The organism is Pseudonocardia sp. ZF1 (assembly GCF_056835605.1).
Genome location: NZ_JAJNBY010000001.1, coordinates 599,135 through 623,209 on the forward strand (window position 1 = coordinate 599,135; position 24,075 = coordinate 623,209).

The following is a 24,075-nucleotide window of genomic DNA, read 5'->3' on the forward strand; positions in this document are numbered from 1 at the left end:
CGGGGCTCAGCGGTGCGCGCCCGGGTAGCGCCGTCGCAGCAGCGCCGCCGCCAGGGCGAACAGCGCCAGGACCGACAGCACGGACACCACGACGAGCACCGCCGTCGAGGTGCCGGCGGACAGCAGCGTGAGGGGCCAGAGCACGGCGACCAGCACGGTCAGCGCGGCGACGGCGCCGCGCAGCGGCGCCGGGACGCCGTCGGGGATCAGGAACAACCGTCGGAGCAGGGCCATGGTCCGACGGTAGGGGCCGTCCGGGGGCGTCGCAGTCCGTACGGGCCGTCACCCCTCGTGTCGGCGCCTGCCCTGCGTCGCCGCCCGGCGCAGCAGCGCCGCGGTCAGCAGCATCAGTCCCAGCACCGCGAGCGCGGACATGACCACCCGCAGCCACAGCGGCGCCGGGTCCGGCAGCAGCATCGCGATGACGAACACCCCGGCCATCGAGCTGCTCAGCAGGATCACCACCAGCAGCGGGGGCGGCGTGCCCTCCGGGAAGGAGAACGCGCGGACGATCCGGCTGCGGCGACCCACGCCGCGCAGGCTACCGGGACATCCCCGCCCCCTCCGGCGTCGCGATGCCGTAGCCGCGGATCTTGCGGTAGATCGTGGCCCGGCTCATCCCGAGCCGGCGCGCGGCCTCGGCCTTGTTGCCGTCGGCGTCGAGCAGGGCGTCGACGATGGCGTCGCACTCGATCGACTCCAGCGGGGTCAGCACCCGCCGGGCCAGCACCCGCGTCTCCGGCGGCAGGTCCTCCAGCCGGATCACCCCGGTCCGGCGACGGCTCACGACCTTGCGCAGCACCTGGTAGAGCTGCTCGACGTTGCCCGGCCACCGGTGCCGCATGAGCACCCGCAGGGCCTCCGGCGCGCAGGTCAGGTCGGCGCCGCGGGTCAGCCGGGCGAGCAGGTACGGCACCAGCTCGGCGACGTCCTCCACGTGGTGGCGCAGCGGCGGGACCTCGATGGTGCGCGGGAAGCAGTCCAGCAGCGACGCCAGCTCGGGCGAGTCGGTCGTCCGGGAGCTGCCGCGGGTCGCGATGACCCACGCACGCTCCGGGTCGGTCGACTCGCGGTGCGGCTCGAGCACGTCGGCGAGCGCCGCCGCGGCGGCCGGGGGGAGCCGGTCGACCTCGCGCAGCACCAGCGTCCCACCGCCGCCGTCGAGCTCGTCGGACACCTCGGAGAGCCAGCGCGGGCCCACGTCGCCCGCGTCGAGCACACGGACGTGCCCGGCGGGGGAGTGAGCCTTTGCCAACCTGATCAAGCGTTGGCGATCACGAGGGTCTGAACTGCGGCGATGAGTTCGTCGGCCCGGTTCGGGCTGGAGCGGATCTTGCGGAGGACTTTCCAGTTCTTCAGTTCGGCGTTGGCCCGCTCGCCCGGTCCGCGGCGGCGGGCGTGCGCGGCGTTGACCTCCTTCTGCGCCCGCGACAGCCGCCGGTAGCGGCCGGTGTCGGGGTCCTTGCGTCGCCGGCGCTGGGGAACCGCGACGGTCGGGCCGGCGCCCTGGTAGGCGGTGTCGGCTGCCGCCCGGATCTGGTGCTGGTCCAGAGCATCGATGATCCCGTGCTCGCGGGCGGCTCCCATGTCGTGTCGTGCACCGGGCAGCGGCGGGGAGATCCACACCAACCTGCCGATCGGATCGGCGATGACCTGCACATTCAACCCGTGGGCCTTGTGTTTCCCCGAGTAGAACGCGCGGTCGTAGCCGCCGGCCATGCCGACCCGATCGATCCGCAGCAGGGTCCCGTCGAGGATCACGAACGCCTTCCCGATCGCGACCTCGATCGCCTGCTCCAGGGTCGGGGCCATCGCGGCGAGCAGCCTGATCGCCTCGCGCAGGTAGCGGTACACCGTCGAGGTCCCGACGCCGAATCCACAGGCCAGATCCGCGTAGGTCTCGCCCTTGCGCAGGTGCGCGATCACCAGCAGGGCCTGGCGGCCCGGGGTGAGCTTGCGCCACCGGGTGCGGCGCTGGTTGCGGTGTGCGCGCAGCGCGTCGGACAACACGTGCAGGGCGCGGCTGGACACGGTCATCCCGGACGGGTAGGACAGCACCTTGAAGCTCCTGGTCAGGCGGTCAGATCTAGTCAATCGCCCGTCTACCAGGAGCTTCACCCATCTCAGGTCACGCCACGCCGGACACTCGCTGACCAGTACGAACACGAGGTTGGCAAAGGCTCAGTGGAGGTGGTGGGTGGCGCGGGCCAGCGTGGTCCGGCCGGAGCCGTGCTCGCCCTGCAGCACGAGCCACTCGTTGGTGCGGAAGTGCCGGTCCACCGCCTGGGCGCACTTGGTCCACAGCGCCCCCGAGCCGACGGCGGTCGGCAGCGCGGTGGTGATCGTCGGGGTCGCGGAGCCGCGGCCGACGGTGTCGCGGTGGGTCAGGCTCACCTGCAGGATGCCGCCCGCCGAGCCCGCCTCGTTCCAGCTCGGCCGGCACTGCACGCGCGCGGTTGCCCCGCTCGGCAGGTCGACGACGAGCTGGCGGTTGCGTCCGGCCCGCAGCGCGTCGGTCGCCCCGGCGAGCAGCGGGACCTGGTCACCGGGTGCGATGAGCTCGCGGGCGCGGTCGTTCATCATCACGAGGTCGTCGCCGACGGCGAGCACCGCGGAGTCGCCCCCGCGCTGGACCGCGGTCAGGTAGTCGTGCAGCAGCGTCAGCTCGTGCCGCCCGGACGCGGCGAGCAGCGCCTCCTCGATGCGGCGGGCCGTCGTCGCGGCGGTGGCGACCATCAGCGCGTTGGCCTCGCTCCGCCAGCAGGTCAGGTCGACGACGCCGAGGATCTTGCCGGTCACCGGGTGCCGGATCGGGGCGCCGGCACAGGCCAGGTCCTCCAGGTGCTCGACGAAGTGCTCGTGCCCGAACACCTCGGTCGGGCGCCTGCCCTCCAGCGCGGTGCCGATGCCGTTGGTGCCGACGTGCTGCTCGGCGTAGGAGAAACCGGGGACGAGCCACACCCGGTCCAGGTGCTGACGCAGCGCGGAGTCACCGGTCCGGCGGTCGAGGACGACACCGTCGCCGTCGCAGAGGATGAGGCTGACCGGCTCGGTGGCGAACTGGTCGCACAGCTCGGAGACGATCGGCGTGGCTGCCCGCACCAGCGGGCTGTCGGTCTCGCGGCCGATCTCGGGCAGGTCGATGGAGTCGGGCGCGACGTCGCTGTCCCGCGACCGGATCCAGGACGCCAGGATCGGCGGGCGGACCGAGTCCTCACGCATCTGCTCGTGGTGCAGGAACGCGTCGCGGGCCGCCGCGATGCGTTCGGCCGCGGCGCTGGTGCTGGTGCTGGTCCTGGTGGCGGGTGTGGGCGCCGAGCCGGTGACGGGGGAGTCATGTCCGTGTCGCGGGCGCGGCGTCGGCCGGCCCGCCCGGGTGGCGCCCTGCGCGCCGTCGGGCAGGGGTCTCACACACGGCCTCCTCGCCTGTGTCGAGCTCGGGACACGACCACCGGGGACCCGCGTGCAACAGCGGTGACCTGCCCGGATCCCGTGGTCACGGCGACGGTACGCGCCGTGAGAGCAAGATCACCACAGGTGGCGGGGCGGAAGAGTCTCATATTGAGACCTCGAATGCCTGCCGGACCATGTGTGATTCGCAGCACGGAAGACAGACGGCACCGGCGCCGCGGCATCCACCCACGTCACCGGGTCGTCCGAGCTCCGTGCACGACCACGACATCGGGCTACCCGCGCTCGCCCGCTGATCCGACCACAACCCACCACCGTGAGGAGACGACGTGAGTCGGCAGAGTTTGGCGAAGGCTCACCAGAAGATCCAGGAGCTTTCCTGGGAGCCGCAGTACCACGAGCCGTACATGAAGTACGGAACCGACTACACCTTCAAGAAGGCGGCGAAGAAGGACCCGCTCAAGCAGGTCCTGCGCTCGTACTTCCCGATGGAGGAGGAGAAGGACCACCGCGTCTACGGCGCCCAGGACGGTGCCATCCGCGGCAACATGTTCCGGCAGGTGCAGGAGCGCTGGCTGGAGTGGCAGAAGCTCTTCCTGTCGATCATCCCGTTGCCGGAGATCTCGGCGGCGCGCTCGATGCCGATGCTGTTCCACGTGGTGCCGAACCCGGAGCTGCACAACGGCCAGGCGATCCAGATGATCGACGAGGTTCGGCACAGCACGATCCAGCAGAACCTCAAGCGCCTGTACATGAACAACTACATCGACCCGGCGGGCTTCAACAACTCGCTGCGGAACTTCCAGTCGGACTACTGCGGCACCATCGGCCGCCAGTTCGCGGAGGGGTTCATCACCGGTGACGCCATCACCGCCGCGTCGATCTACCTGACCATCGTCGCGGAGACCGCGTTCACGAACACCCTGTTCGTGGCGATGCCGGCGGAGGCGGCCGCCAACGGCGACTACCTGCTGCCGACGGTGTTCCACTCGGTGCAGTCCGACGAGTCGCGGCACATCTCCAACGGCTACGCCACGCTCCTGATGGCGCTGTCGGACGAGGACAACCGCCAGCTGCTCGAGCGCGACCTGCGCTACGCGTGGTGGAACAACCACCGCGTCGTCGACGCCGCCATCGGTACCTTCATCGAGTACGGCACGAAGGACCGCCGCAAGGACCGCGAGTCCTACGCGGAGATGTGGCGCCGCTGGATCTACGACGACTACTACCGCAGCTACCTGCTGCCGCTCGAGAAGTACGGCCTGGTGATCCCGCACGACCTGGTCGAGGAGTCCTGGAACCAGATCTGGAACAAGGGCTACGTGCACGAGGTCGCGCAGTTCTTCGCCACCGGCTGGTGCGCCAACTACTGGCGGATCGACGGCATGACCGACACCGACTTCGAGTGGTTCGAGTACAAGTACCCGGGCTGGTACGACCGGTACGGCAAGTGGTGGGAGAACTACAACCGCCTCGCCAAGCCCAACGGTCACCACGCCATCGTGGCCGAGGACGTCGACTACGTGTACCCGCACCGCTGCTGGACCTGCATGGTCCCGTGTCTGGTGCGCGAGGACATGGTCGTCGACAAGGTGGACGGCCAGTGGCGCACGTACTGCCACGAGGTCTGCCGCTGGACCGACGCCGAGGCCTTCCGGCCCGTGTACCAGGGTCGCGAGACCCCGAACATGGGCAAGCTCGTGGGTCACCGCGAGTGGGAGACGCTCTACCACGGCTGGAACTGGGCCGACGTCGTCCAGGACATGGGCTTCGTCCGTGACGACGGCAAGACGCTGACCGCTCAGCCGCACCTCGATCTCGACCCGAAGAAGATGTGGACGCTGGACCACATGCGGCGCATGCCGCACCTGGCCAGCCCCAACGTCATCCTCAACGAGATGAGCGACGCCGAGCGCGAGGCGTTCGTGGCCGACTACAACCGCCAGGGGCCGGCAGGCCGGCCCGCGCCCACCGACGCCTGAGCGCGGGTCAGGCGAGGGGAGGGGGTTCCCGTCACGCCATGACGGGGCCCTCTTCCCGCGGCCCGGCCGGGGGGTCGTCTTCCCCGGCCGGGTCACCCCGGGACTCCCGTCCGCCGGGCGGGGCCCGGGGCGACGCCTGCCCACATCTGTCCGATTGGTCTTTTTTCTCACGCCATTCGTCACGCCAAGAGAGGTGGTCTGCGCTCGTGGGCGACAAACACGTCGTGCGGTTCGAGCCCGTCGGCATCGAGATCGAGGTCGACGAGGACCAGAACATCCTCCGCGCCGCGGCCGAGCAGGGCGTCCAGCTCATGCACGGCTGCAAGGAGGGCCAGTGCTCGGCCTGCAAGTCCTTCGTGCTCGAGGGCGAGGACATCGAGTACGACAGCTACTCGACCTTCGCGCTCCCGGACTACGAGAAGGAGGAGGGCCACACCCTCCTGTGCCGGGCACATGCCTACGAGGACCTGGTCATCGAGCTGACCAACTACGACGAGGAGATCATCCGGTCCGGCCTGCCCCTCACCAAGGGCGTGGTCGAGGTCGTGTCGGTCGAGGCCGTCACCCACGACATGCGGCACCTGACCGTCAAGCTGGTCGAGCCGTCGGAGATCAAGTTCTTTCCCGGGCAGTACATGGACCTCGTCTGCCCCGGGACCGAGGAGAGCCGTTCGTTCTCCATGGCCAACACCCCCAACCGGGACGGCCTGTACGAGTTCGTCATCAAGGTCTACCCGGGTGGGCTATTCGGGACCTGGCTCGACGAGAAGGCCGCACCCGGTGACCGGCTCGACGTCGAGGCGCCCTTCGGCACCTTCACCCTCCGACAGAACCGCAGCTCGCCGATCGTCTTCGTCGGCGGTGGCGCCGGCATGGCGCCGGTACTGGGCCTGCTGCGGGCGATGGCCGAGGGCGGAGTCGAACGACGGGCCACCTTCTACTACGGCGCGCGCACCGCGGCCGATCTCTGCTTCGAGAAGGAGATCGCCGAACTGGCGCCCCAGCTGAACGGCTTCCGGTACGTCCCCGCCCTGTCCGACGTCGACGGCGGCGACGGCGGGGACTGGGCCGGCGAGACCGGCCTGATCACAGAGGTGGTCAGGCGCAACGAATCCGATCTGAAGGGAGCGGATGCCTACGTCTGCGGTCCCCCGCCGATGGTCGACGCGGCGATCGCGACGCTGACCCAGCTGGGTGTGAGTGAGACCAACATCTTCTACGACAAGTTCACCACGACCGGTGAGCAAGAAGGCGAGGACGGACAGCAATGACTCAGTCCCCCACCACGCAGGACACGTCGTCCGGTTCGCAGCGCAGCGTTCCCAAGCCCGTCTTCACCGACGCGGAGGCCGGGGCGCGGGAGTTCCCGGACTCGAGCTCGAACGCGCGCCGCTACAACTACTACGCGCCCGCCAAGCGCAAGCAGACCCTGTACGAGGACACCACCGTCGAGGTCCAGCCGGACCCGCGGCACTACCTCGCGCAGGGCTGGATCTACGGCTTCGCCAACGGCGAGGGCGGCTACCCGCTGCACTGGACCAAGCTCAAGGCCTGGGGCGTCGACGAGCCGGAGCCGCAGCGCAGCATCGGCAGCGGCGGCATGCACGTGAAGAACTGGCCGGCCCACGGCTGGCACGAGTTCCGCGACCCGAACGAGGAGTGGGAGCAGAGCCTCTTCCGGTACAACGCGAACGTCGTCCGTCAGCTCACCCAGAACATCGAGAACGCCCGCAACGCGAAGGCGTTCGAGCTCTGGAACCCGAACTGGGTGCGCTTCGTCGAGCGCAACGTCGGCGCCTGGATGCACATCGAGCACATCCTCGGCCTCTACGTCTTCGCGTCCAACGAGCGGTCCGCGCCGACCAACATGCACAACACGGCGCTCGCGGCGAACTCCACCCGCAAGATCCGCTTCGCCCAGGACCTCGCGCTCTACAACCTGACGCTGTCGGAGGAGATCGACGGGTTCGACGGCGCCGCCCACCTCGACGCGTGGGACAACGCGCCGGAGTGGCAGGGCGCCCGCAAGCTCACCGAGGCCCTCACCGCGGTCCAGGACGACTGGGGCGAGGCCGTCTTCGCGGCCAACTGCGTCTTCGAGCCGCTGGTCGGTGAGCTGTTCCGGTCGAACCTGGTCATGCAGTCCGCCGCCACCAACGGTGACTACGTGACCCCGACGGTCATGGGTGCCGGCGAGTTCGACTACGCCCAGCGCGACCTGCGCTGGTCGGTCGCCTGCTTCGCGCCGCTCACCCAGGACCGCGAGTTCGCCGACCACAACCGGGAGCTCATGGGTGGCTGGCTGCGGACCTACGTGCCGCAGGCGCTGGAGGCCGCCCGGACGATGCAGCCGATGTGGTCCCAGTCGGACTCCAAGCCGCCGACGTTCGAGGACTCCCTCGACCGCGCCAAGAACCGGTTCGCCGGGATCTGCAGCGATCTCGGTCTCGACGTCCCCGAGGAGCTGAAGCAGTGACCAGCACGGACTCTCCCTTCAAGCAGGACAGCACCGCGTCGAACATGTGCGGATTCACGCTGATGAACAACCAGATCGGCGCGGTCATCGCGACCGTCCTGGACCGTCAGGACAACGTGACCGTGCAGCACCTGCCCTCGATGATCCGCGTCGACGGCACCGGCAAGTTCGAACTCGACTACGAGGCGATGGACGAGGAGGCCGGCCAGGAGGACGGCTGGTTCGACGCCGCCCAGTTCGAGGAGAACATGTCCACCCACTACGGGCGGATGGTGCACCTCGACGACAAGACGATCATGTTCGCCAATCCCGAGGACGCCGCCGAGTACATCGACTTCGACCTGAAGCCGGTGTAAGGACCCGCTCCTCACCCGGAACGCACCGCCCGGGACGACGACCCGTCCCCGGCCCACCACGGCCTGCGACGGCCCGGGCGGTGCGCTCCACCCGCGCAGCGCGCCCGCACGGCGCCACGGCTGCGCACGTTGATCCGCACCCGCGCACCTGGACCGACTCTTTCTCCGGGAGGACCCACCATGGCCAAGGAACTCCGCTTCGGCGCCGAGGGCCGTCATCTGCTGCAGGCTGGCGTCGACCAGCTGGCCGAAGCCGTCAAGAGCACGCTCGGCCCCAAGGGCCGCAACGTCATCCTGGAGAAGATCACGGGCTCGCCCGAGGTCACGAACGACGGCGTCACGATCGCTCGCGAGATCCACCTGCGCGACCCCTTCGAGAACATGGGCGCCCAGCTGGTCAAGGAAGCGGCGGTCAAGACCAACGACACGGTCGGCGACGGCACCACCACCGCGACCGTCATCGCCCAGGCCATCGTCCGCGAGGGCATGAGCGCCATCGAACGCGGCGGCAACCCGGTGCTGGTCAAGCGGGGGATCGACATCGCGGTCAACGCGCTCGTCGAACGCCTGCAGACGGTGTCGCACCCGGTCAGCACCGAGGAGGACTACGCCCGCGTCGCCTCCATCTCGGCCAACGACGACTACACGATCGGCCGCGTCGTCGCGAAGGCGCTGCACACCGTCGGCGACGACGGCGTCGTCACCGTCGACGACACCCCGCTCCCGGGGGTCTCGGTGGACTTCGTCGAGGACTTCGAGTTCGACAACGGGTACGTCTCGCCGTACATGGTGACCAACCCCGGCACGCTCGAGGCGATCGTCGACGACCCCTACATCCTGTTCACCGCCCACAAGATCAAGGACGTCCAGCAGATCATGCCGGTGCTGGACCGGATCATGCGCAACGACCGGCGCCCGCTCGTCATCGTCGCGGAGACCGTCGAGGGCACCGCCCTGCAGATGCTGGTCCACAACCACGTCAACGGGCACTTCCAGGCCGTCGCGATCAAGGCGCCCGGCTTCGGTGAGAAGCGCATCCACCTGCTGGAGGACATGGCCGCGCTCTGCGGCGGGCAGGTGCACTCCAAGAGCTCCTCGTTCTCGCTCGAGCAGATCGACGTCGAGCACCTCGGGCGCGCCGTGCAGGTGCAGGTCACCAGCGAGGGCACCACGATCATCGGCGGGCACGGCGACAAGCAGAAGCTGGAGTACCGGCTGTCGCAGCTGCGCGCCGAGCTGGCCCGCGCCACGATCGGCACCGACGAGGACTTCTTCTCCGACCGCATCGCCCGGCTCTCCGGGAAGGCCGCGATCATCTCGGTCGGTGCGCCGACCAACGCCGAGGCCCGCGAGATCCGGCACCGCGTGGACGACTCGCTGCAGGCGACCCGGGCCGCGGTCGCCGAGGGCATCGTCGCCGGTGGCGGCTCGGCACTGCTGCACGCCGAGCCCGCCCTCGACGAGCTGGACGTGACCGGGGACTACCGGATCGGCGTCGAGATCGTCCGGCACGCGCTCACCGAGCCCGTGCACCTCATCGCCTCCAACGCCGGCTACGACGGCGACGACGTGGTCAAGCAGGTCACGACCATGGGCGTCGACGAGGGCTTCGACGCCCTGGAGGGCCGCTTCGGGGACATGGTCGAGATGGGCATCATCGACCCGCTGCGGGTCGTACGCTCCGCCCTGCAGAACGGCGCCTCGGTCGCCGGGCTGATCCTCACCACCAACTCGCTGGTGGCCGAGGAGGTCACGCCCTGGAACAAGGCGCTCATGACCGAGTTCGGCCAGCTCGACGAGGGCATCCCGCAGCCCAGCCCGGACTCGAGCACGCCCCAGTCGATGGGGCTCGGCCCGTCGGTCGGATAGGTACCGGCCCGTCCGGTCAGGGGAACAGTGGGGAGCGGCCCGGCACGCGCTGCGTGTGCCGGGCCGCTCCGCGACAGTGGAGAGGTGGTCGTCGTGGACCGGTGCTGCGGAGCGCCCCAGGGGCGTGGTGGTCTCCCGGCGGTCGTCGACGCCCAGGTGCACGGCTGGGACGGTCGGCCGCACAACCAGGCGGGCCCGGCGGGGGAGCAGTTCGTCGCCGACCTGCTGCACCGCCACCGGATGGTCGACCCGTCGCCGCGCCCGCTGACCGCGGACGCGTTCGAGCTGGTCACGCCGCAGGCGCTGGCCGCGCACGTGCTCTCCGCGGTGGACCGCGCGGTGCTCGTCCCGGCCGGCTTCGAGGACCTGTTCGTGCTCGGGTTCGCCGCACCGGCCTGGCACGCCGAGCTCGCCGCCGAACACCCCGGGCGGCTCGCGCTGGCGGGGGAGCTCGACCCGGCCGACCGGGCCCGCGCCCGTGGCATCGGGGCCCGGGTCGGCCGCGACGGTCTGCGCGCGCTGACCGTGCTGCCCGCCCGTCGTCCGGAGACCGCGCTGTCGCTGCGGGCGCCGTGGCTGCGCCGCACCCTGATCCGGGCCGAGCAGGCCGGCGCCGGGGTGGTCCACATCGGGGTCGCGCCGACCGCGCGACCGTCGCGCGCGGCTCCGGAGTGGGCGCACGCGGGCGTCGTCGCCGAGGGCGACGCCGTGCCGCGGCCCCGGTGGCCGGAGTGGGCCGAGCCGGTCCGCGCCGGGTCCGCGCTCCCGGTCCGGGTGCGCAGCGCCGGACCGCTGCCGGCCGGTGCCGTCGACGTCACCGAGGTCGCCGCGCTGGCCTCGGCCCTGCCCAAGATCCGGTTCGTGGTCGGCGCCGCCTGCGCCCCGACCGCGTCGATGGTCCGGCTGGCCCGCCTGCCCAACGTCTACGTACTGCTCACCGACCTGCTGATCGCGTTGCGCCGGCACCGGGTGCCCGCCGCCGAGGCGCTCGGCGAGCTGCTGGCCGCCTACGGCCCGGACCGGCTGATGTTCGGCAGCGGCTACCCGCTGGTGCGCCCGGCGCGCCTGATCCGCGACCTCATGACCTTCCGCTACCCCGACGAGCTGCGCGGACGGTTCCCCGAACTCGACGACGACGTCCGCGCCGCCCTGCTCGGCGGCACCGCGGCACGGGTCCACGGGTTCGACCTGGCCTGCACCACCGTCCGTCCGCGCCGCCGGGGAGTGTTGAGCCCCACCTGAATGCAGGAAAGGCAACCCTCACAACGTGTCCTATCCTTCCGCCGGACGAGCGAAGGGGAACGGACATGGGACTCACCCGACGGCAGATGCTTCTCACGACGCTGGCCGCGGCCGGTGGCGCCGTACTGGCCGGGTGTGGCGGGGGCGGCAGGTCGGAGACCGGCACCGGTGCCGCGACGGGGAGTGCCGGGTTCCCGGTGACGATCGAGGGCAAGCTCGGTGCGGCGACGATCCCGCAGGCCCCGCAGCGGGTGGTGTCCGTGGGCTACACCGACCACGACGCGATCCTCGCGCTCGGGGTGGCGCCGGTGGCGGCGCGCTACTGGTACGGCGACGAGAAGGTCGTCGTGCAGCCGTGGGCCCGGGCGGCCGCGCAGGCGGTGGGCGCGGCACCTGCGGTGCTGAACATGTCCTCCATCGAGCCGGAGAAGATCGCCGCACAGCGTCCCGACCTGGTGATCGGCCTCTACTCCGACCTCGACGCCCAGAGCTATCCGGTGGTGAGCGCCGTCGCGCCGACCGTCGGACCGCCCCGGGGGTTCGACGACTACGGCGCACCGTGGCAGGAGTACACCCGCGAGACCGGGCGGGCGCTGGGCAAGGAGGCCGAGGCCGAGAAGCTGGTCACCGACCTGGAGGCCAGGTTCGTCGCCGCACGCGACGCCGACCCGCAGTGGAAGGGGCGCTCGGTCGTCGTCGCGAGCCGCAGCGCGGACACGATCAGCGTGTTCTCCTCGCAGGACCCCCGCTCGCGGTTCTTCACCCAGCTGGGGTTCACGGTGCCGCCCAGGATCGACCAGCTGGCCCCAGGCAGGTTCTACACCGAGTTCAGCTTCGAGCAGGCGAGCGAGCTCGACCACGACCTCATCGTCTGGGACCAGCTGTCGTTCACCCCCGGCGGGAAGGCGACGGTCGTCGGGGACCCGCTGCTGTCGCGGTTGCCCGCGATGCGCGACGGGCGCACCGTGTTCCTGGAGGGGGCCACCGAGCTGGCCTTCGCCTGGCAGACCGTGCTCAGCCTCCCGTCCGTACTCGACGCGGTCGTCCCCCAGCTGCAGCGGGCGATTCCGAGGACCTGACCCGCCGGCCCGACCGCCGTTCCGGGGGTTGCCGTGGTGGTGGTCAGGCACGACGACGCCGGACGGCCGGGGTGAGCAGGAGCAGCACCGCGGCCGTCGTGCCGAAGGCGGCGGCGAACCCGAAGGGCTCGGCGATCGCGCCGAGCCCGGTCGCCCCCAGGCCCGTCCCGGCGTCGTAGGCGATGTTCCAGGCGGCGCTGGCCGCGCCGTAGTGCAGCGGCCCGGCGGCGGCGAACAGGGCGACCATCGCGTCGTTCTGCACCAGCCCGAACCCGGCGCCGACGACGGCCGCCCCCACCACCAGCAGGACCGACGCGTACGGCGCGGCGAGCACCCCGAGCAGCCCGACCGTGGCGCACGCCGTCCCGACCGGGAGCAGTGCCCCGGGACGTCCGCTGCGGTCGGTGAGGGTGCCCGCGACGCCGCGGCCGAGCAGCGCGCCGAGTGCGGTGGCGAACAGCGCGGCGGGCACCGCGACCGTCGCCCCGGGGGCGACGAGCGGGGCGAAGGTGATCACACCGCCCTGCGCGGTGGAGCAGCCCAGCATCGCCAGGACCGGCGCGGCGGGGAGCCGCCTGCGGGTCTCGCGGGGGTGCGGGACGGCGTCGTCGCGGCGGGGTGCCGGGGCCCGCCGGGGGCCCCGCACGAACGCCACCACCAGGGCTCCGGCGACCGGGGTGATCCCCGCCAGCAGGAACACCCCGGTGAACCCCAGCGCGTCGACGACCGCGACACCTGCCGGCAGGAACACCAGCTGGGGCAGTCCGACGGCGTAGCCGTAGCGCGCCGACGCGCGACCGTGTGCGGAGGGCTCGACCAGCTCCGCGACGAGCGCGCTCCCGGCGACCGTCGCCAGCCCGAACCCGATCCCGCGGACCGCGGAGATCGCCAGCACGGGCCCGAGGTCGGCGGTCAGCGCGAGCAACGGCGTCGGGAGGCCGAGCAGCAGCGACCCCACGACCAGCACCGGACGGTGCCCGACCCGGCGCAGCATCGCGGGCACCAGCAGCTGGGTGGCCACGGTGGCCGCCATCAGCACGCCGGTGCTCAGCCCCGCACCGAACTCGCCGGAGCCGCCCCGGGACACCCACAGCGGCACGACCGGCAGGAGCAGGGCGTACCCGCCGAACGCCAGCGCGGTCGCGGCGAGGAGCAGGCGGAACGGGAGCGACGACAGCGACCGGGGCACGCCCCACCGTGTCAGACCGCACCGGTCCCGGCCCGCCCCTCCCCGGATCCGGGACCCGGCCGTCCGCCGGGGCGGGCTCCGACGCCGTTCTCCGGGCCGACGCTCCGTCCTGCCCGCGCGAGCGGCCCGAGCTGCCCGGTGTGGGCCGGACGCGGGCGGTCCGGTCGCCCAGATGCAGCCGAGCGGGAGGTGTGGATCTCCCCGGCCCGCTGGGGTGCATCTCGGCGGGGGAACGGCCGCGGCCCGGCCTCTCGGGGTGAGGGGCCGGGCCGCGTCGTGTGCGGGGGTCAGGATCCGTTGCGGATCCATTCCTCCAGGTGGGGTGCCTCGTCGCCGATGCGGGTGGAGTCGCCGTGTCCGGTGCGGACCCGGGTGTCGGCCGGCAGCGGGAGCAGGGTGGTGCGGATGGACTCGATGATCGTGTCGAAGCTGGAGTAGGAGCGTCCGGTGGCGCCGGGTCCGCCCTGGAACAGGGTGTCGCCGGTGAAGACGATGCCGAGCTCGGGGGCGTAGAGGCAGGACGAGCCGGGCGAGTGGCCGGGGGTCTGCAGCACCCGCAGGTCGATCCCGCCCGCGGTGAGGACCTGGCCGTCGGCGAGTTCCTGGTCGGGCTTGCGGTCGGGCCAGGTCATGTCCCAGAGGACCATCTCGGCCGGGTTGAGCAGGATCGGCGCGGAGAACCGGTCGGCGAGGGCGGGTGCCTGGTTGACGTGGTCGTCGTGGGCGTGGGTGCACACGACGGCTGTGACGGTGCGGTCGCCGACGGCGGCGGCGATGGCGTCGGCGTCGTGGGCGGCGTCGATGACGATGACCTCGCGGTCGTCGCCGACGATCCACACGTTGTTGTCGACGTCGAAGGAGCCGCCGTCGAGGTTGAAGGTGCCGGAGGTGACGACGTGGTCGACCGGGGCCATCAGAGGATCACCACCGAGCGGAGGACCTCACCGGCGTGCATCTTCTCGAAGGCCTGCTCGACGCCGTCGATCCCGATCTCCTCGGTGACGAACTTGTCGAGCGGGAAGCGGCCCTGCAGGAAAAGGTCCACGTACATCGGGAAGTCGCGGCTGGGCAGGCAGTCGCCGTACCAGGAGGACTTCAGCGCCCCGCCGCGGCCGAAGTAGTCGATGAGCGGGATCTCCGGTGCCTGCAGGTCCGGGGTCGGGACGCCGACCAGGACCACGGTGCCGGCGAGGTCGCGGGCGTAGAAGGCCTGCTTGTAGGTCTCGGGGCGGCCGACGGCCTCGATGACGACGTCGGCGCCGTTGCCGTCGGTCACGCTCTGGATGAACTCGACCGGGTCGGTCTCCTTGGCGTTGACGGTGTGGGTCGCGCCGAACTCCTCGGCCCACTTCAGCTTCCGCGGATCGGTGTCGACGGCGATGATCGTCGTCGCGCCGGCGAGCTTCGCCCCGGCGATGGCGGCGTCACCGACGCCGCCGCAGCCGATGACGGCCATGGAGTCGCCGCGGCCGATCTGGCCGGTGTTGACCGCGGCGCCCAGCCCGGCCATGACGCCGCAGCCGAGCAGGCCCGCGACCTTGGCGGGGGCGTCGGGGTTGACCTTGGTGCACTGTCCGGAGTGGACGAGGGTCTTCTCGATGAACGCGCCGATCCCGAGTGCGGGGGAGAGCTCGGTGCCGTCCTCGAGGGTCATCTTCTGGGTGGCGTTGTGGGTGTCGAAGCAGTACTGGGGCTTGCCCTTCTTGCAGGCCCGGCACTGGCCGCAGACGGCGCGCCAGTTGAGGACGACGTAGTCGCCGGGTGCGACGTCGGTGACGCCGTCGCCGACGGACTCGACGATTCCGGCGGCCTCGTGGCCGAGCAGGAAGGGGAACTCGTCGTTGATGCCGCCGAGTTTGTAGTGCAGGTCGGTGTGGCAGACCCCGCAGGCCTGGATCTTCACCACGGCCTCACCGGGACCGGGATCGGGGACATTGATCGTCTCGACGGTGACCGGCTCACCCTTGGCGCGGGCCACGACGCCACGTACCTGCTGTGCCATTGCTCGTACTCCACTCGTCCTCGATGCCGCCCGCTCGGGACGGATGCTCGGATGGCGACTCTGGCATGGGTGTCCGGACGGTGCCAGGTCGGATCCGGCCCTGCAACAGGTGTTGTACCGGAAAGGCCCCGGCCCGCGGGACGCGGGCCGGGGCCGGGGCCGGGCCGGGCGACCTCAGAAGTCGAAGTCGCCACCCATGTCCATGCCGCCGTCGTCGAAGCCGGGGTCCTCGGCCGGGGGGTCCTCGGCCGCGGCCACGTCCTCACCGGCACCGGCGTCGTCGAACATCGCGCCGGCGATCGCCGTGCCGATGAACGCACCCGCGACCCCCGCGAGCAGCGACCCGGCGATCATCCCGCCCATGCCCGGGCCACGGCCGCCGGCGAGCGAGCGCTCCATCGTCCCTGGGTTGCGCATCTCGGCGCGGGTCGCCATCCGCGCCAGCTCCTGCGGGTCGGTCGACCGCGCCCGCTCGGCCTCGGGGACCTGAGCGCCGACGTCGGTCAGCACCGCCTGCCGCTGTTCGGGGGTCAGCTTCGCGAAGGCCTCCGCGTGTGCCTGCTCCACCTGCTCCGGCGGGGCGGTGCGGAGCATGTAGCGGTAGCGCTCGATCGCCTGCTGGTCGGGATCCTGCTGCTGCGCCCGGCCGGAGCCCTGGTGGGGCGCGCCCCCGAAGCCCTGCTGCGGCTGTGTCTGCGCGCCTCCGGTGAGGCGCTCCTTGAGCTTGTCGAGCAGACCCATCTGCGGGTGTCCTCCTGCGTTCCGGGTGAGTTCCCGGTGGTGTGTCGGTAGGTGTCCGATCCGGACGGATCGGACGCACCGGTCGAACGTGTGACAACCGCGGCGAGTTCCCACCCACGCCGTCGCCGGATCGCCTACGGTCGGGGACCGTGACGACTGCGCCACCGCCGACGACCGCCCCCGCCCTCGCGCTCGGCGCCGTCGCGGGGAAGGGGCGCCCCGGGAGCTCGCGCATCGCCTGCCCGCTGCCGGACGGTGGCCTGCTCGACGTCGGCTCGCTGGCCACCGCGCAGCGCGGCCCGTACCCCGACCTGCTGGCGGCGCCCGACCTGACCCGGCTGCTCGACGCCGGTGCCCCGGCCTGGCGCGAGGTCGTCCAGTGGCTGCGCGGCTGGCGCGAGGACCACGAGCGGGCCGCCGCGTACCGCCTGCCCGACGAGGGACTGGTCCCGGTGCTGCCCTTCGCCGTCGCCGACTACGTCGACTTCTACGCCTGCGAGCAGCACGCCCGGAACGCCGGACTGATCTTCCGTCCGGACGCCGAGGACCCGCTCACCCCGAACTGGCGGCGGATTCCGCTCGGGTACCACGGCCGATCCGGCACGGTCCGGGTCACCGGCACCCCGGTCGCACGCCCGTCGGGGCAGCGCGGGCCCGAGGACTTCGGTCCGTGTGCCAAGCTCGACTTCGAGGCCGAGCTCGGCTTCGTCCTCGGCGGGCCGGTCCCGGGGCCGGTCGGGATCGACGACGCCGCCGACCACGTCCTAGGCGTCGTGCTGCTCAACGACTGGTCCGCCCGCGACATCCAGTTCTTCGAGTCCCGCCCGCTCGGCCCGCACCTGGGCAAGTCCTTCGCGACGTCGATCTCGGCGTGGGTGACACCGCTCGACGAGCTGTCCGCGGCCCGGGTCCCGCTGCCCGCTCACGACCCCGCGCCGCTGCCCTACCTCACCCCGGGCGAGCCCGCGCTCGGCCTCGACATCGACCTCGCCGTGCACGTCAACGGCGAGCTGGTCGCGTCCCCGCCCGCGAGGGACCTGTACTGGTCCCCGGAGCAGATGGTGGCCCACCTCACCTCGGGCGGCGCCGGGCTGCGCGCCGGCGACCTGCTCGGCTCGGGCACCGTCTCCGGCCCGGAGCGCAGCGGGTTCGGCTCGATGCTGGAGCTGTCCTGGAACGGCCGCGACCCGGTCGTGCTCGCCGGCGGCGCCTCGCGCACCTGGCTGGAGGACGGCGACGAGGTCGTGATGACCGCGACCGCGCCCGCCCGCGACGGCGGCCGGGTCGCCCTCGGCGAGGTCCGCGGCCGGATCCGCGGCGCCTGACCGCCGCAGCCGGCGGGGGAGACCCTCGGCCGGGGGTGCTCAGGGGCGCAGCGGCATCAGCGGCTCGGGGTCGCCGAGCGCGTTCAGGATCAGCGCCGGCACCTCCTGCTTGCCGCTGCCGTCGACGGCGATGACCACGTAGACGGTGCGACAGTCGCAGGTGACGATGCGCTCGCCCGCGTCGTCGAGGGCGCGGACCTGGAAGTCGAGCGCGAAGCTGGTCCGGCCGATCCGCGCCGTCGACACCGCGACGGCGACGTCCTCGCCCCACCCGACCCCGGCCCGCCAGTCGAGCTCGGTGTGGACGAGCTGGACGTCGTATCCGGCGTCGAGCATCGCCCGGTAGGTGAGACCGCGGGACTCGAGGAACTCGGTCATCGCCTCGTCGAACCAGGCCAGGTACCAGGCGTTGAAGACGACCCCCTGGGCGTCGACCTCGTGGTAGCGCACCCGGACCGGGAACTCGAAGCTCGCCATGGGCCGATGTTACGACTCACCGGCCGGGCTCACCCCTCGTGCCGGTCGGAGCCCCCGGAGGAGTCGACGCGCTCCCGGATGGCCCGGTTGACCGCCCGCCCGAACGCTGCGACGACGCCCTGCAGGGTGATCGGCTTGAGCCGGGAGAAGGCGGCGGCGAGCCGTCGCCGCTCGTCGGCGGGGCGGCCGCGGTCCCGGTAGGGCTGCAGGACCTCGTCCTGGAACAGCGTCATCAGGTCCTCCGCGAGCGCGGCGGTGTGCCGCTCGATGAGGTCGTGCGAACGCTTCCACAGCTCGGGGGGCAGGCCGGAGTCCAGTGCCTCCAGTGCGGAGCCGAGCGCGACCGCGCCGTGCAGCCGGACGGTCGCCGGGCCGTCGCCGGGCAGCCGGGTCAGGGCACCGAGCCGTTCGAGGGTGGTGACGTCGTCGTCGGACAGACGGCGACCCGCGCGCCGGTCGAGCCCGGCCCGGTCCAGCTCCTCGTCGACCTCGGGCAGCCAGGGCGTGAGCAGCGCGCGCTGCAGGGCCAGCTCCTCCGGCGCGGTCTCCAGCGGTACCCGTTCCAGCTGCCGTTCGATCGCGGCGAGGGTGAAGCCCAGCCCGGTGAGCTCGCCGATCAGCTCCAGCCGGGCGCGGTGCGCGGCGTCGTAGAGGCCCGTGCGGCCGCGCAGCCGGGGCGCGGGGATGAGTCCCTTGCTCGCGTAGAAGCGGATGGTGCGCACCGACATCCCGGTCCGCTCGGCGAGCTGGTCGACGGTGAGGAGATCCCCGTCGTCGGGGGTCGGGCTCAGCGCGGAGCCGTCGATGGCGGCGGACATGGCGAGCAGGTTACGGGTCGGCCGCTCGATATGACAGTGCTGGTGTGACATCATCCGTGTCACATGCACGCCGGTCCGTCTTGACCCATGTGACAGTGCTGCTGTAACAAAAGCTACCAGTAAGTAGGGGCAGTGCCGCCTGTACCGCCCCCGTGCCGACCACCCCACGAGAGGTTCGGATGAGCGAGATTCCCGAGGCCTACATCTACGACGCGATCCGTACACCGCGCGGACGGGGCAAGGCCTCCGGTTCGCTGCACGAGGTCAAGCCGATCTCGCTGGTGACCGGGCTGATCGACGCGGTCCGCGAGCGTCACCCGGACCTGGACACCAACACGATCGACGACCTCGTGCTCGGCGTCGTCTCGCCGATCGGCGACCAGGGCGGCGACATCGCCAAGACCGCCGCGATCGCGTCCGGGCTGCCCGACACCGTCGCCGGTGTGCAGCTCAACCGCTTCTGCGCCTCCGGCCTGGAGGCCGTGAACACCGCCGCGCAGAAGGTCCGCTCCGGTATGGAGGAGCTCGTCCTCGCCGGTGGCGTCGAGGGCATGAGCCGGGTGCCGATGGGCTCCGACGGCGGCGCCTGGGCGATGGACCCCGACACCGCCTACGCCACCGGCTTCGTGCCGCAGGGCATCGGCGCCGACCTCATCGCGACCGTCGAGGGCTGGTCCCGCACCGACGTCGACACCTTCGCCGTCGAGTCGCAGACCCGGGCCGCCAAGGCGTGGGCCGACGGTCGCTTCGCGAACTCGGTCATCCCGGTCAAGGACCGCAACGGCCTGACCATCCTCGACCGCGACGAGCACATCCGCGCCGGCGCGACCGTCGAGGCGCTGGGCGGGCTCAAGCCGTCCTTCGAGATGATGGGCCGCGACGGCGGGTTCGACGCGGTGGCGCTGCAGAAGTACCACTGGGTCGAGAAGATCGACCACGTCCACCACGCGGGCAACAGCTCCGGCATCGTCGACGGTGCGGCGCTCACCCTCATCGGCACCGAGGCCGCCGGGAAGGCCAACGGCCTGACCCCGCGTGCGCGCATCGTCGCCACCGCGCTGTCCGGCGCCGACCCGACGATCATGCTGACCGGTCCGGCGCCCGCCGCGCGCAAGGCGCTGGCCAAGGCCGGGCTGTCGGTCGGCGACATCGACCTCTTCGAGATCAACGAGGCGTTCGCGGCCGTGGCCCTGCGCTTCATGCGCGACATGGACATCTCCCACGAGATCACCAACGTCAACGGTGGGGCCATCGCGATGGGCCACCCGCTGGGGGCCACCGGCGCGATGATCCTCGGCACCCTCGTCGACGAGCTGGAGCGCCGTGACCTGCGCCGCGGCCTGGCCACGCTGTGCGTGGGCGGCGGCATGGGCATCGCCACCATCGTCGAGCGCGTCTGAAAGGGACTGGATCAGTGACTGAGCAGAAGGCCGTCCGCTGGGAGTCCGACGCCGACGGCGTCGCCGTCGTCACCCTCGACGACCCGGCCAGCAGCGCCAACACCATGAACGACGCCTACCGCGAGGCCATGCGGGAGGTCGTCGACGACCTGGAGAAGCACAAGGACGACATCGTCGGTGTCGTCGTCACCTCGGCCAAGAAGACCTTCTTCGCCGGCGGGAACCTCGAGCAGCTCAGCGCGGCCGGTCCCGACGACGCCGAGAAGATCTTCGAGCTGGTGACCGAGGTCAAGGCCCAGCTGCGCAAGCTGGAGACCTTCGGCCGCCCGGTCGCGTCCGCGCTCGTCGGCACCGCCCTGGGCGGTGGCCTGGAGATCGCGCTGGCGACCCACCACCGGGTCGGCGTCGACGCGAAGGGCGTCGTCTACGGCCTGCCCGAGGTGAGCCTGGGCCTGCTGCCCGGTGGCGGCGGCGTCACCCGCGTCACCCGCATGCTGGGCATCGCGAACGGCTTCATGAACGTCCTCGCGCAGGGCCAGCGGCACAAGCCGGCCAAGGCGCTGGAGCTGGGCCTGATCGACGAGCTCGCGGCCACCCGCGAGGAGGCCTTCGACAAGGCCCGCGCGTGGGTGCTCGCCAACCCCGAGCACACCACCCAGCCCTGGGACCAGCCGAAGTACCGGATCCCCGGCGGCACGCCGTCGAGCCCCTCGCTGGCCTCGATCCTCCCGGCGTTCCCGGCGAACCTGCGCAAGCAGCTCAAGGGTGCGCCGATGCCGGCCCCGCGCAACATCCTCGCGGCTGCCGTCGAGGGCAGCCAGGTCGACTTCGAGACCGCGCAGAAGATCGAGGGCCGCTACTTCGCGGAGCTCGTGACCGGCCAGGTCTCGAAGAACATGACCAAGGCGTTCTTCTTCGACCTCAACGCCATCAACGGCGGCAAGTCCCGCCCGGACGGCCCCGCCAAGTGGCAGCCGACCAAGGTCGCCGTGCTCGGCGCCGGGATGATGGGCGCGGGCATCGCCTACGTCTGCTCTCTCGCCGGCTGGGACGTCGTGCTCAAGGACGTCTCGAAGGAGGCCGCCGAGAAGGGCAAGGCCTACTCGCAGGGTCTCGTCGAGAAGGGCGTCAAGCGCGGGAAGACCACGCAGGAGAAGGGCGACGCGCTGCTCGGCCGCATCCTGCCGACCGACGACTACGCCGACCTCGCCGGCTGCGACGTCGTCATCGAGGCCGTCTTCGAGTCCGTCGAGCTGAAGCAGGAGGTGTTCCGCGAGGCCGCGAAGTACATCAACTCCGACGCGCTGCTGTGCTCGAACACCTCGACGCTGCCCATCACCGAGCTGGCCAAGGGCGTCGACCGCCCGGACGACTTCATCGGTCTGCACTTCTTCTCGCCGGTCGACAAGATGCCGCTGGTCGAGATCATCAAGGGTGAGCGCACGAACGACGAGGCCCTGGCCAAGGCGTTCGACCTGACGCTGGGGATCAGGAAGACCCCGATCGTCGTCAACGACTCCCGCGGCTTCTTCACCAGCCGCGTGATCGGCACCTTCATCAACGAGGGCGTCGCGATGATCGCCGAGGGCATCGACCCGCAGACGATCGAGCAGGCGTCGTCGCAGGCCGGGTACCCGGCCCCGGTGCTGCAGCTGATGGACGAGCTGACCCTCACGCTGCCGCGCAAGATCCGCGAGGAGACGAAGAAGGGCGTCGAGGCCGCCGGCGGCACCTGGACCCCGCACCCGTCCGACCCGGTGATCGACCGGCTGGTCGACGAGTTCGACCGCAAGGGCAAGAGCACCGGCGCCGGGTTCTACGAGTACTCCGAGGGCAAGCGCACCGGCCTCTGGCCCGGTCTGCGCGAGCACTTCGGCGCGACGAACCACGACGTCGACCTGCACGAGCTGTCCGAGCGGATGCTCATCATCGAGTCGATCGAGACCGTGAAGTGCGTCGACGAGGGCGTGCTGACCACCGTCGCCGACGCCAACATCGGCTCGATCTTCGGCATCGGCTTCCCGGCCTGGACCGGCGGCGTGCTGCAGTACATCGAGGGCTACCCCGGCGGCCCGGCCGGCTTCGTGGCCCGCGCCGACGAGCTGAAGGCGAAGTACGGCGAGCGCTTCGAGGTCCCGCAGTCGCTGCGTGACCGCGCGGCGAAGGGGGAGTCGGCCACTGCGGCCGCCTGATCCCGCCCGACACCGACCCCCGCCGGCACCTCCGCCGGCGGGGGTCGGTGCGTTCCGGGCCCGCTCAGCGGGGCACGGTGGGCTGCAGCGTCGCCTCGACCAGTGCCTCGGTCCGGATGTGGGTCCCCTCCTGGTAGCCGGGGTCGCGGACCATCTCGGAGAAGGCCCGCCGGCTCGGATAGGACACCAGGAGCACCGCGTCCCACTCCTGGCCCGGCTCGGCGACGACCGGTGCCAGCCCGCGCCCGAAGTAGACGACCTCGGCGCCGAACCGGGCGGCGGTGGCCCGGAAGTGGGTGACGTAGTCGTCGTAGCGGGCCTCGCCGCCCTCGGCGAAGCGCAGCAGGTTCAGCATCACGACCGGCTGGTCGGGGTCCTCGGCGAGGAAGGCCTTCATGTCCGCGCCGGACGGGTTCACTGCCATCGGCCGAGTCTAGGGTCGATCTCCGGGGGCGGTACCCGACGACGACGGAAGGAGCCCGGTACATGATCCGCAACGTGGTGGTCGGCCGGCTGAAGGACGGCGTGGACCCGGCCGGGATCGAGAAGGGCCTCCAGGCGCTGCGCGACCTGCGCGTCGAGGGCCTCGACCTCGACCTGAAGGCCGGCCTGGACCTGGGGCTGCGCGAGGGCAACGCGCACTTCGTGCTCACCCTCGACCTGCCCGATGAGGAGTCCTACCGCGTCTACGACGCCGACGACGAGCACAACCGGATCCGTCGCGAGTTGTTCGCCCCGCTCTGCTCGTCGATCGAGCGGATCCAGTTCCGCCTGCCCTGACCGGTCGAACCGGACCAACCGGATGACCTGATCCTCGGGCACCATGGTGTGCGTGACGCAGTGGGTGTTCGACATCGTGGACCGGCTCGGCGCCGCCGGCATCGGGTTGCTGATCTTCCTGGAGAACGTGGTCCCGCCGATCCCGTCGGAGGTGATCCTCCCGCTGGGTGGCTTCCGCGCCTCGACCGGCGCGATGGACCCGGTCGCGGTCTGGGCGGCGGCCACGATGGGAGCCGTCGCCGGGGCGCTGGTCCTCTACGCGCTGGGCCACTGGCTCGGGTTCGAGCGGGTGCACCGGCTCTGCGGGCGTCGCTGGTTCGTCGTCTCCAGCCAGAAGGACCTGGAGAAGGGGCTCGCGCTGTTCGAGCGGTGGGGGAACTGGTTCGTCCTCGGGGGGCGCTGCATCCCGATCGTGCGCAGCCTGATCTCGATCCCGGCCGGGATCGCCCGGATGCCGCTGCTGCGGTTCACCGCGCTGTCCGCGCTCGGCAGCGGTGTCTGGAACGCGCTGTTCGTCTCCCTCGGATACGTGCTCGGCGAGCGCTGGGAGGTCATCGAGGTCTACGTGTCGCCGATCAGCAAGGTCGTCGCCGTGCTCGGCGCGGCGGCGATCGTGTGGCTGGTCGTGCGGAAACTCCGGCAGCGTCGCCACCGCGACGCCGGGGTGTCGACCGGGACCGGCTGAACGCGCCGAGCCGACGTCCGGCTGCGCCGGACGGGTGATCACGACAGCCCT

At 71.5% G+C, this 24,075-nt stretch carries 24 protein-coding genes; 12 read left to right on the forward strand and 12 right to left on the reverse strand.

Annotated features, from left to right (window positions below):
• Nucleotides 1-6: 6 nt before the first annotated feature.
• From ZF1_RS03025 to ZF1_RS03045, 5 genes are all read right to left on the reverse strand, one after another.
• Entirely contained in the window at nucleotides 7-234 is a 228-nt protein-coding gene (locus ZF1_RS03025; protein ID WP_482636404.1) for a hypothetical protein, read from the reverse strand.
• Nucleotides 235-282: 48 nt separating this feature from the next.
• Nucleotides 283-531: a hypothetical protein gene (locus ZF1_RS03030; protein ID WP_482636405.1), complete on the reverse strand. Its 249-nt coding sequence runs from the start codon at nucleotides 529-531 to the stop codon at nucleotides 283-285.
• 10 nt (nucleotides 532-541) lie between these two features.
• Nucleotides 542-1,255 carry a helix-turn-helix domain-containing protein gene (locus ZF1_RS03035; RefSeq protein ID WP_482636406.1) on the reverse strand — a complete coding sequence of 238 codons (714 nt, stop codon included), beginning with the start codon at nucleotides 1,253-1,255 and terminating at the stop codon, nucleotides 542-544.
• A gap of 5 nt (nucleotides 1,256-1,260) precedes the next feature.
• Nucleotides 1,261-2,058, reverse strand: a complete 798-nt coding sequence (locus ZF1_RS03040; protein ID WP_345651138.1) for a transposase family protein — start codon at nucleotides 2,056-2,058, stop codon at nucleotides 1,261-1,263.
• Between the two features lie 123 nt (nucleotides 2,059-2,181).
• On the reverse strand, nucleotides 2,182-3,411 hold the full coding sequence (locus ZF1_RS03045) for a sigma-54-dependent Fis family transcriptional regulator (RefSeq protein WP_482636407.1): 1,230 nt from the start codon (nucleotides 3,409-3,411) through the stop codon (nucleotides 2,182-2,184).
• A gap of 344 nt (nucleotides 3,412-3,755) precedes the next feature.
• On the opposite strand from ZF1_RS03045, the gene ZF1_RS03050 reads away from it, so the two are divergent.
• The 7 genes from ZF1_RS03050 (at nucleotide 3,756) to ZF1_RS03080 (ending at nucleotide 12,415) form a co-directional block, all read left to right on the forward strand.
• Nucleotides 3,756-5,393 carry a ferritin family protein gene (locus ZF1_RS03050; RefSeq protein WP_208824647.1) on the forward strand — a complete coding sequence of 546 codons (1,638 nt, stop codon included), beginning with the start codon at nucleotides 3,756-3,758 and terminating at the stop codon, nucleotides 5,391-5,393.
• A 206-nt stretch (nucleotides 5,394-5,599) separates the two neighbouring features.
• Nucleotides 5,600-6,664 carry an FAD-binding oxidoreductase gene (locus ZF1_RS03055; RefSeq protein ID WP_208824608.1) on the forward strand — a complete coding sequence of 355 codons (1,065 nt, stop codon included), beginning with the start codon at nucleotides 5,600-5,602 and terminating at the stop codon, nucleotides 6,662-6,664.
• Nucleotides 6,661-7,869, forward strand: coding sequence for a ferritin family protein (locus ZF1_RS03060; protein ID WP_482636408.1), 1,209 nt, complete (start codon nucleotides 6,661-6,663; stop codon nucleotides 7,867-7,869). Before ZF1_RS03055 ends, ZF1_RS03060 begins: the two co-directional genes overlap by 4 nt.
• Nucleotides 7,866-8,225 (forward strand): propane 2-monooxygenase effector subunit MimD, encoded by a 360-nt coding sequence (gene mimD, locus ZF1_RS03065; RefSeq protein ID WP_368858477.1) that lies wholly within the window; start codon nucleotides 7,866-7,868, stop codon nucleotides 8,223-8,225. The genes ZF1_RS03060 and mimD overlap by 4 nt, the downstream gene beginning before the upstream one ends.
• Before the next feature lie 180 nt (nucleotides 8,226-8,405).
• Nucleotides 8,406-10,094, forward strand: a complete 1,689-nt coding sequence (gene groL, locus ZF1_RS03070) for a chaperonin GroEL (protein WP_405419720.1) — start codon at nucleotides 8,406-8,408, stop codon at nucleotides 10,092-10,094.
• Between the two features lie 84 nt (nucleotides 10,095-10,178).
• Nucleotides 10,179-11,336: an amidohydrolase family protein gene (locus tag ZF1_RS03075; RefSeq protein ID WP_482636409.1), complete on the forward strand. Its 1,158-nt coding sequence runs from the start codon at nucleotides 10,179-10,181 to the stop codon at nucleotides 11,334-11,336.
• Nucleotides 11,337-11,401: 65 nt separating this feature from the next.
• A complete protein-coding gene (locus ZF1_RS03080; RefSeq protein ID WP_482636410.1) occupies nucleotides 11,402-12,415 on the forward strand; it encodes an iron-siderophore ABC transporter substrate-binding protein in 1,014 nt (337 codons plus the stop codon).
• Nucleotides 12,416-12,458: 43 nt separating this feature from the next.
• On the opposite strand, the gene ZF1_RS03085 is transcribed toward ZF1_RS03080, so the two are convergent.
• From ZF1_RS03085 to ZF1_RS03100, 4 genes are all read right to left on the reverse strand, one after another.
• Entirely contained in the window at nucleotides 12,459-13,604 is a 1,146-nt protein-coding gene (locus ZF1_RS03085) for an MFS transporter (protein WP_251787230.1), read from the reverse strand.
• A 287-nt stretch (nucleotides 13,605-13,891) separates the two neighbouring features.
• Complete coding sequence (locus ZF1_RS03090; protein ID WP_346102812.1) at nucleotides 13,892-14,518, reverse strand: MBL fold metallo-hydrolase; 627 nt, start codon at nucleotides 14,516-14,518, stop codon at nucleotides 13,892-13,894.
• The gene (locus ZF1_RS03095) at nucleotides 14,518-15,606 is read right to left on the reverse strand and encodes an S-(hydroxymethyl)mycothiol dehydrogenase (protein ID WP_476653729.1); all 1,089 of its coding nucleotides are present in this window, start codon (nucleotides 15,604-15,606) and stop codon (nucleotides 14,518-14,520) included. The genes ZF1_RS03090 and ZF1_RS03095 overlap by 1 nt, the downstream gene beginning before the upstream one ends.
• A gap of 174 nt (nucleotides 15,607-15,780) precedes the next feature.
• Nucleotides 15,781-16,347, reverse strand: coding sequence for a hypothetical protein (locus ZF1_RS03100; protein ID WP_476653731.1), 567 nt, complete (start codon nucleotides 16,345-16,347; stop codon nucleotides 15,781-15,783).
• A 149-nt stretch (nucleotides 16,348-16,496) separates the two neighbouring features.
• Here ZF1_RS03100 and ZF1_RS03105 point away from each other — a divergent pair, with 149 nt between their 5' ends.
• A complete protein-coding gene (locus ZF1_RS03105; protein WP_405419708.1) occupies nucleotides 16,497-17,672 on the forward strand; it encodes a fumarylacetoacetate hydrolase family protein in 1,176 nt (391 codons plus the stop codon).
• A 39-nt stretch (nucleotides 17,673-17,711) separates the two neighbouring features.
• Here the strand turns inward: ZF1_RS03105 and ZF1_RS03110 are convergent, their stop codons facing one another.
• Together ZF1_RS03110 and ZF1_RS03115 are read right to left on the reverse strand one after the other, a co-directional pair.
• Nucleotides 17,712-18,149 (reverse strand): acyl-CoA thioesterase, encoded by a 438-nt coding sequence (locus ZF1_RS03110; RefSeq protein WP_346102820.1) that lies wholly within the window; start codon nucleotides 18,147-18,149, stop codon nucleotides 17,712-17,714.
• 29 nt (nucleotides 18,150-18,178) lie between these two features.
• The gene (locus ZF1_RS03115) at nucleotides 18,179-18,967 is read right to left on the reverse strand and encodes a MerR family transcriptional regulator (protein ID WP_346102822.1); all 789 of its coding nucleotides are present in this window, start codon (nucleotides 18,965-18,967) and stop codon (nucleotides 18,179-18,181) included.
• 179 nt (nucleotides 18,968-19,146) lie between these two features.
• On the opposite strand from ZF1_RS03115, the gene ZF1_RS03120 reads away from it, so the two are divergent.
• Complete coding sequence (locus ZF1_RS03120; RefSeq protein ID WP_202968078.1) at nucleotides 19,147-20,367, forward strand: acetyl-CoA C-acetyltransferase; 1,221 nt, start codon at nucleotides 19,147-19,149, stop codon at nucleotides 20,365-20,367.
• 14 nt (nucleotides 20,368-20,381) lie between these two features.
• On the forward strand, nucleotides 20,382-22,559 hold the full coding sequence (locus ZF1_RS03125; RefSeq protein ID WP_405419705.1) for a 3-hydroxyacyl-CoA dehydrogenase NAD-binding domain-containing protein: 2,178 nt from the start codon (nucleotides 20,382-20,384) through the stop codon (nucleotides 22,557-22,559).
• Nucleotides 22,560-22,623: 64 nt separating this feature from the next.
• Here the strand turns inward: ZF1_RS03125 and ZF1_RS03130 are convergent, their stop codons facing one another.
• A complete protein-coding gene (locus ZF1_RS03130; RefSeq protein ID WP_208824631.1) occupies nucleotides 22,624-22,983 on the reverse strand; it encodes a DUF1330 domain-containing protein in 360 nt (119 codons plus the stop codon).
• Nucleotides 22,984-23,045: 62 nt separating this feature from the next.
• Here ZF1_RS03130 and ZF1_RS03135 point away from each other — a divergent pair, with 62 nt between their 5' ends.
• Together ZF1_RS03135 and ZF1_RS03140 are read left to right on the forward strand one after the other, a co-directional pair.
• On the forward strand, nucleotides 23,046-23,339 hold the full coding sequence (locus ZF1_RS03135) for a Dabb family protein (RefSeq protein WP_251787235.1): 294 nt from the start codon (nucleotides 23,046-23,048) through the stop codon (nucleotides 23,337-23,339).
• 52 nt (nucleotides 23,340-23,391) lie between these two features.
• Entirely contained in the window at nucleotides 23,392-24,024 is a 633-nt protein-coding gene (locus ZF1_RS03140; protein WP_346102827.1) for a DedA family protein, read from the forward strand.
• Nucleotides 24,025-24,075 lie beyond the last annotated feature (51 nt).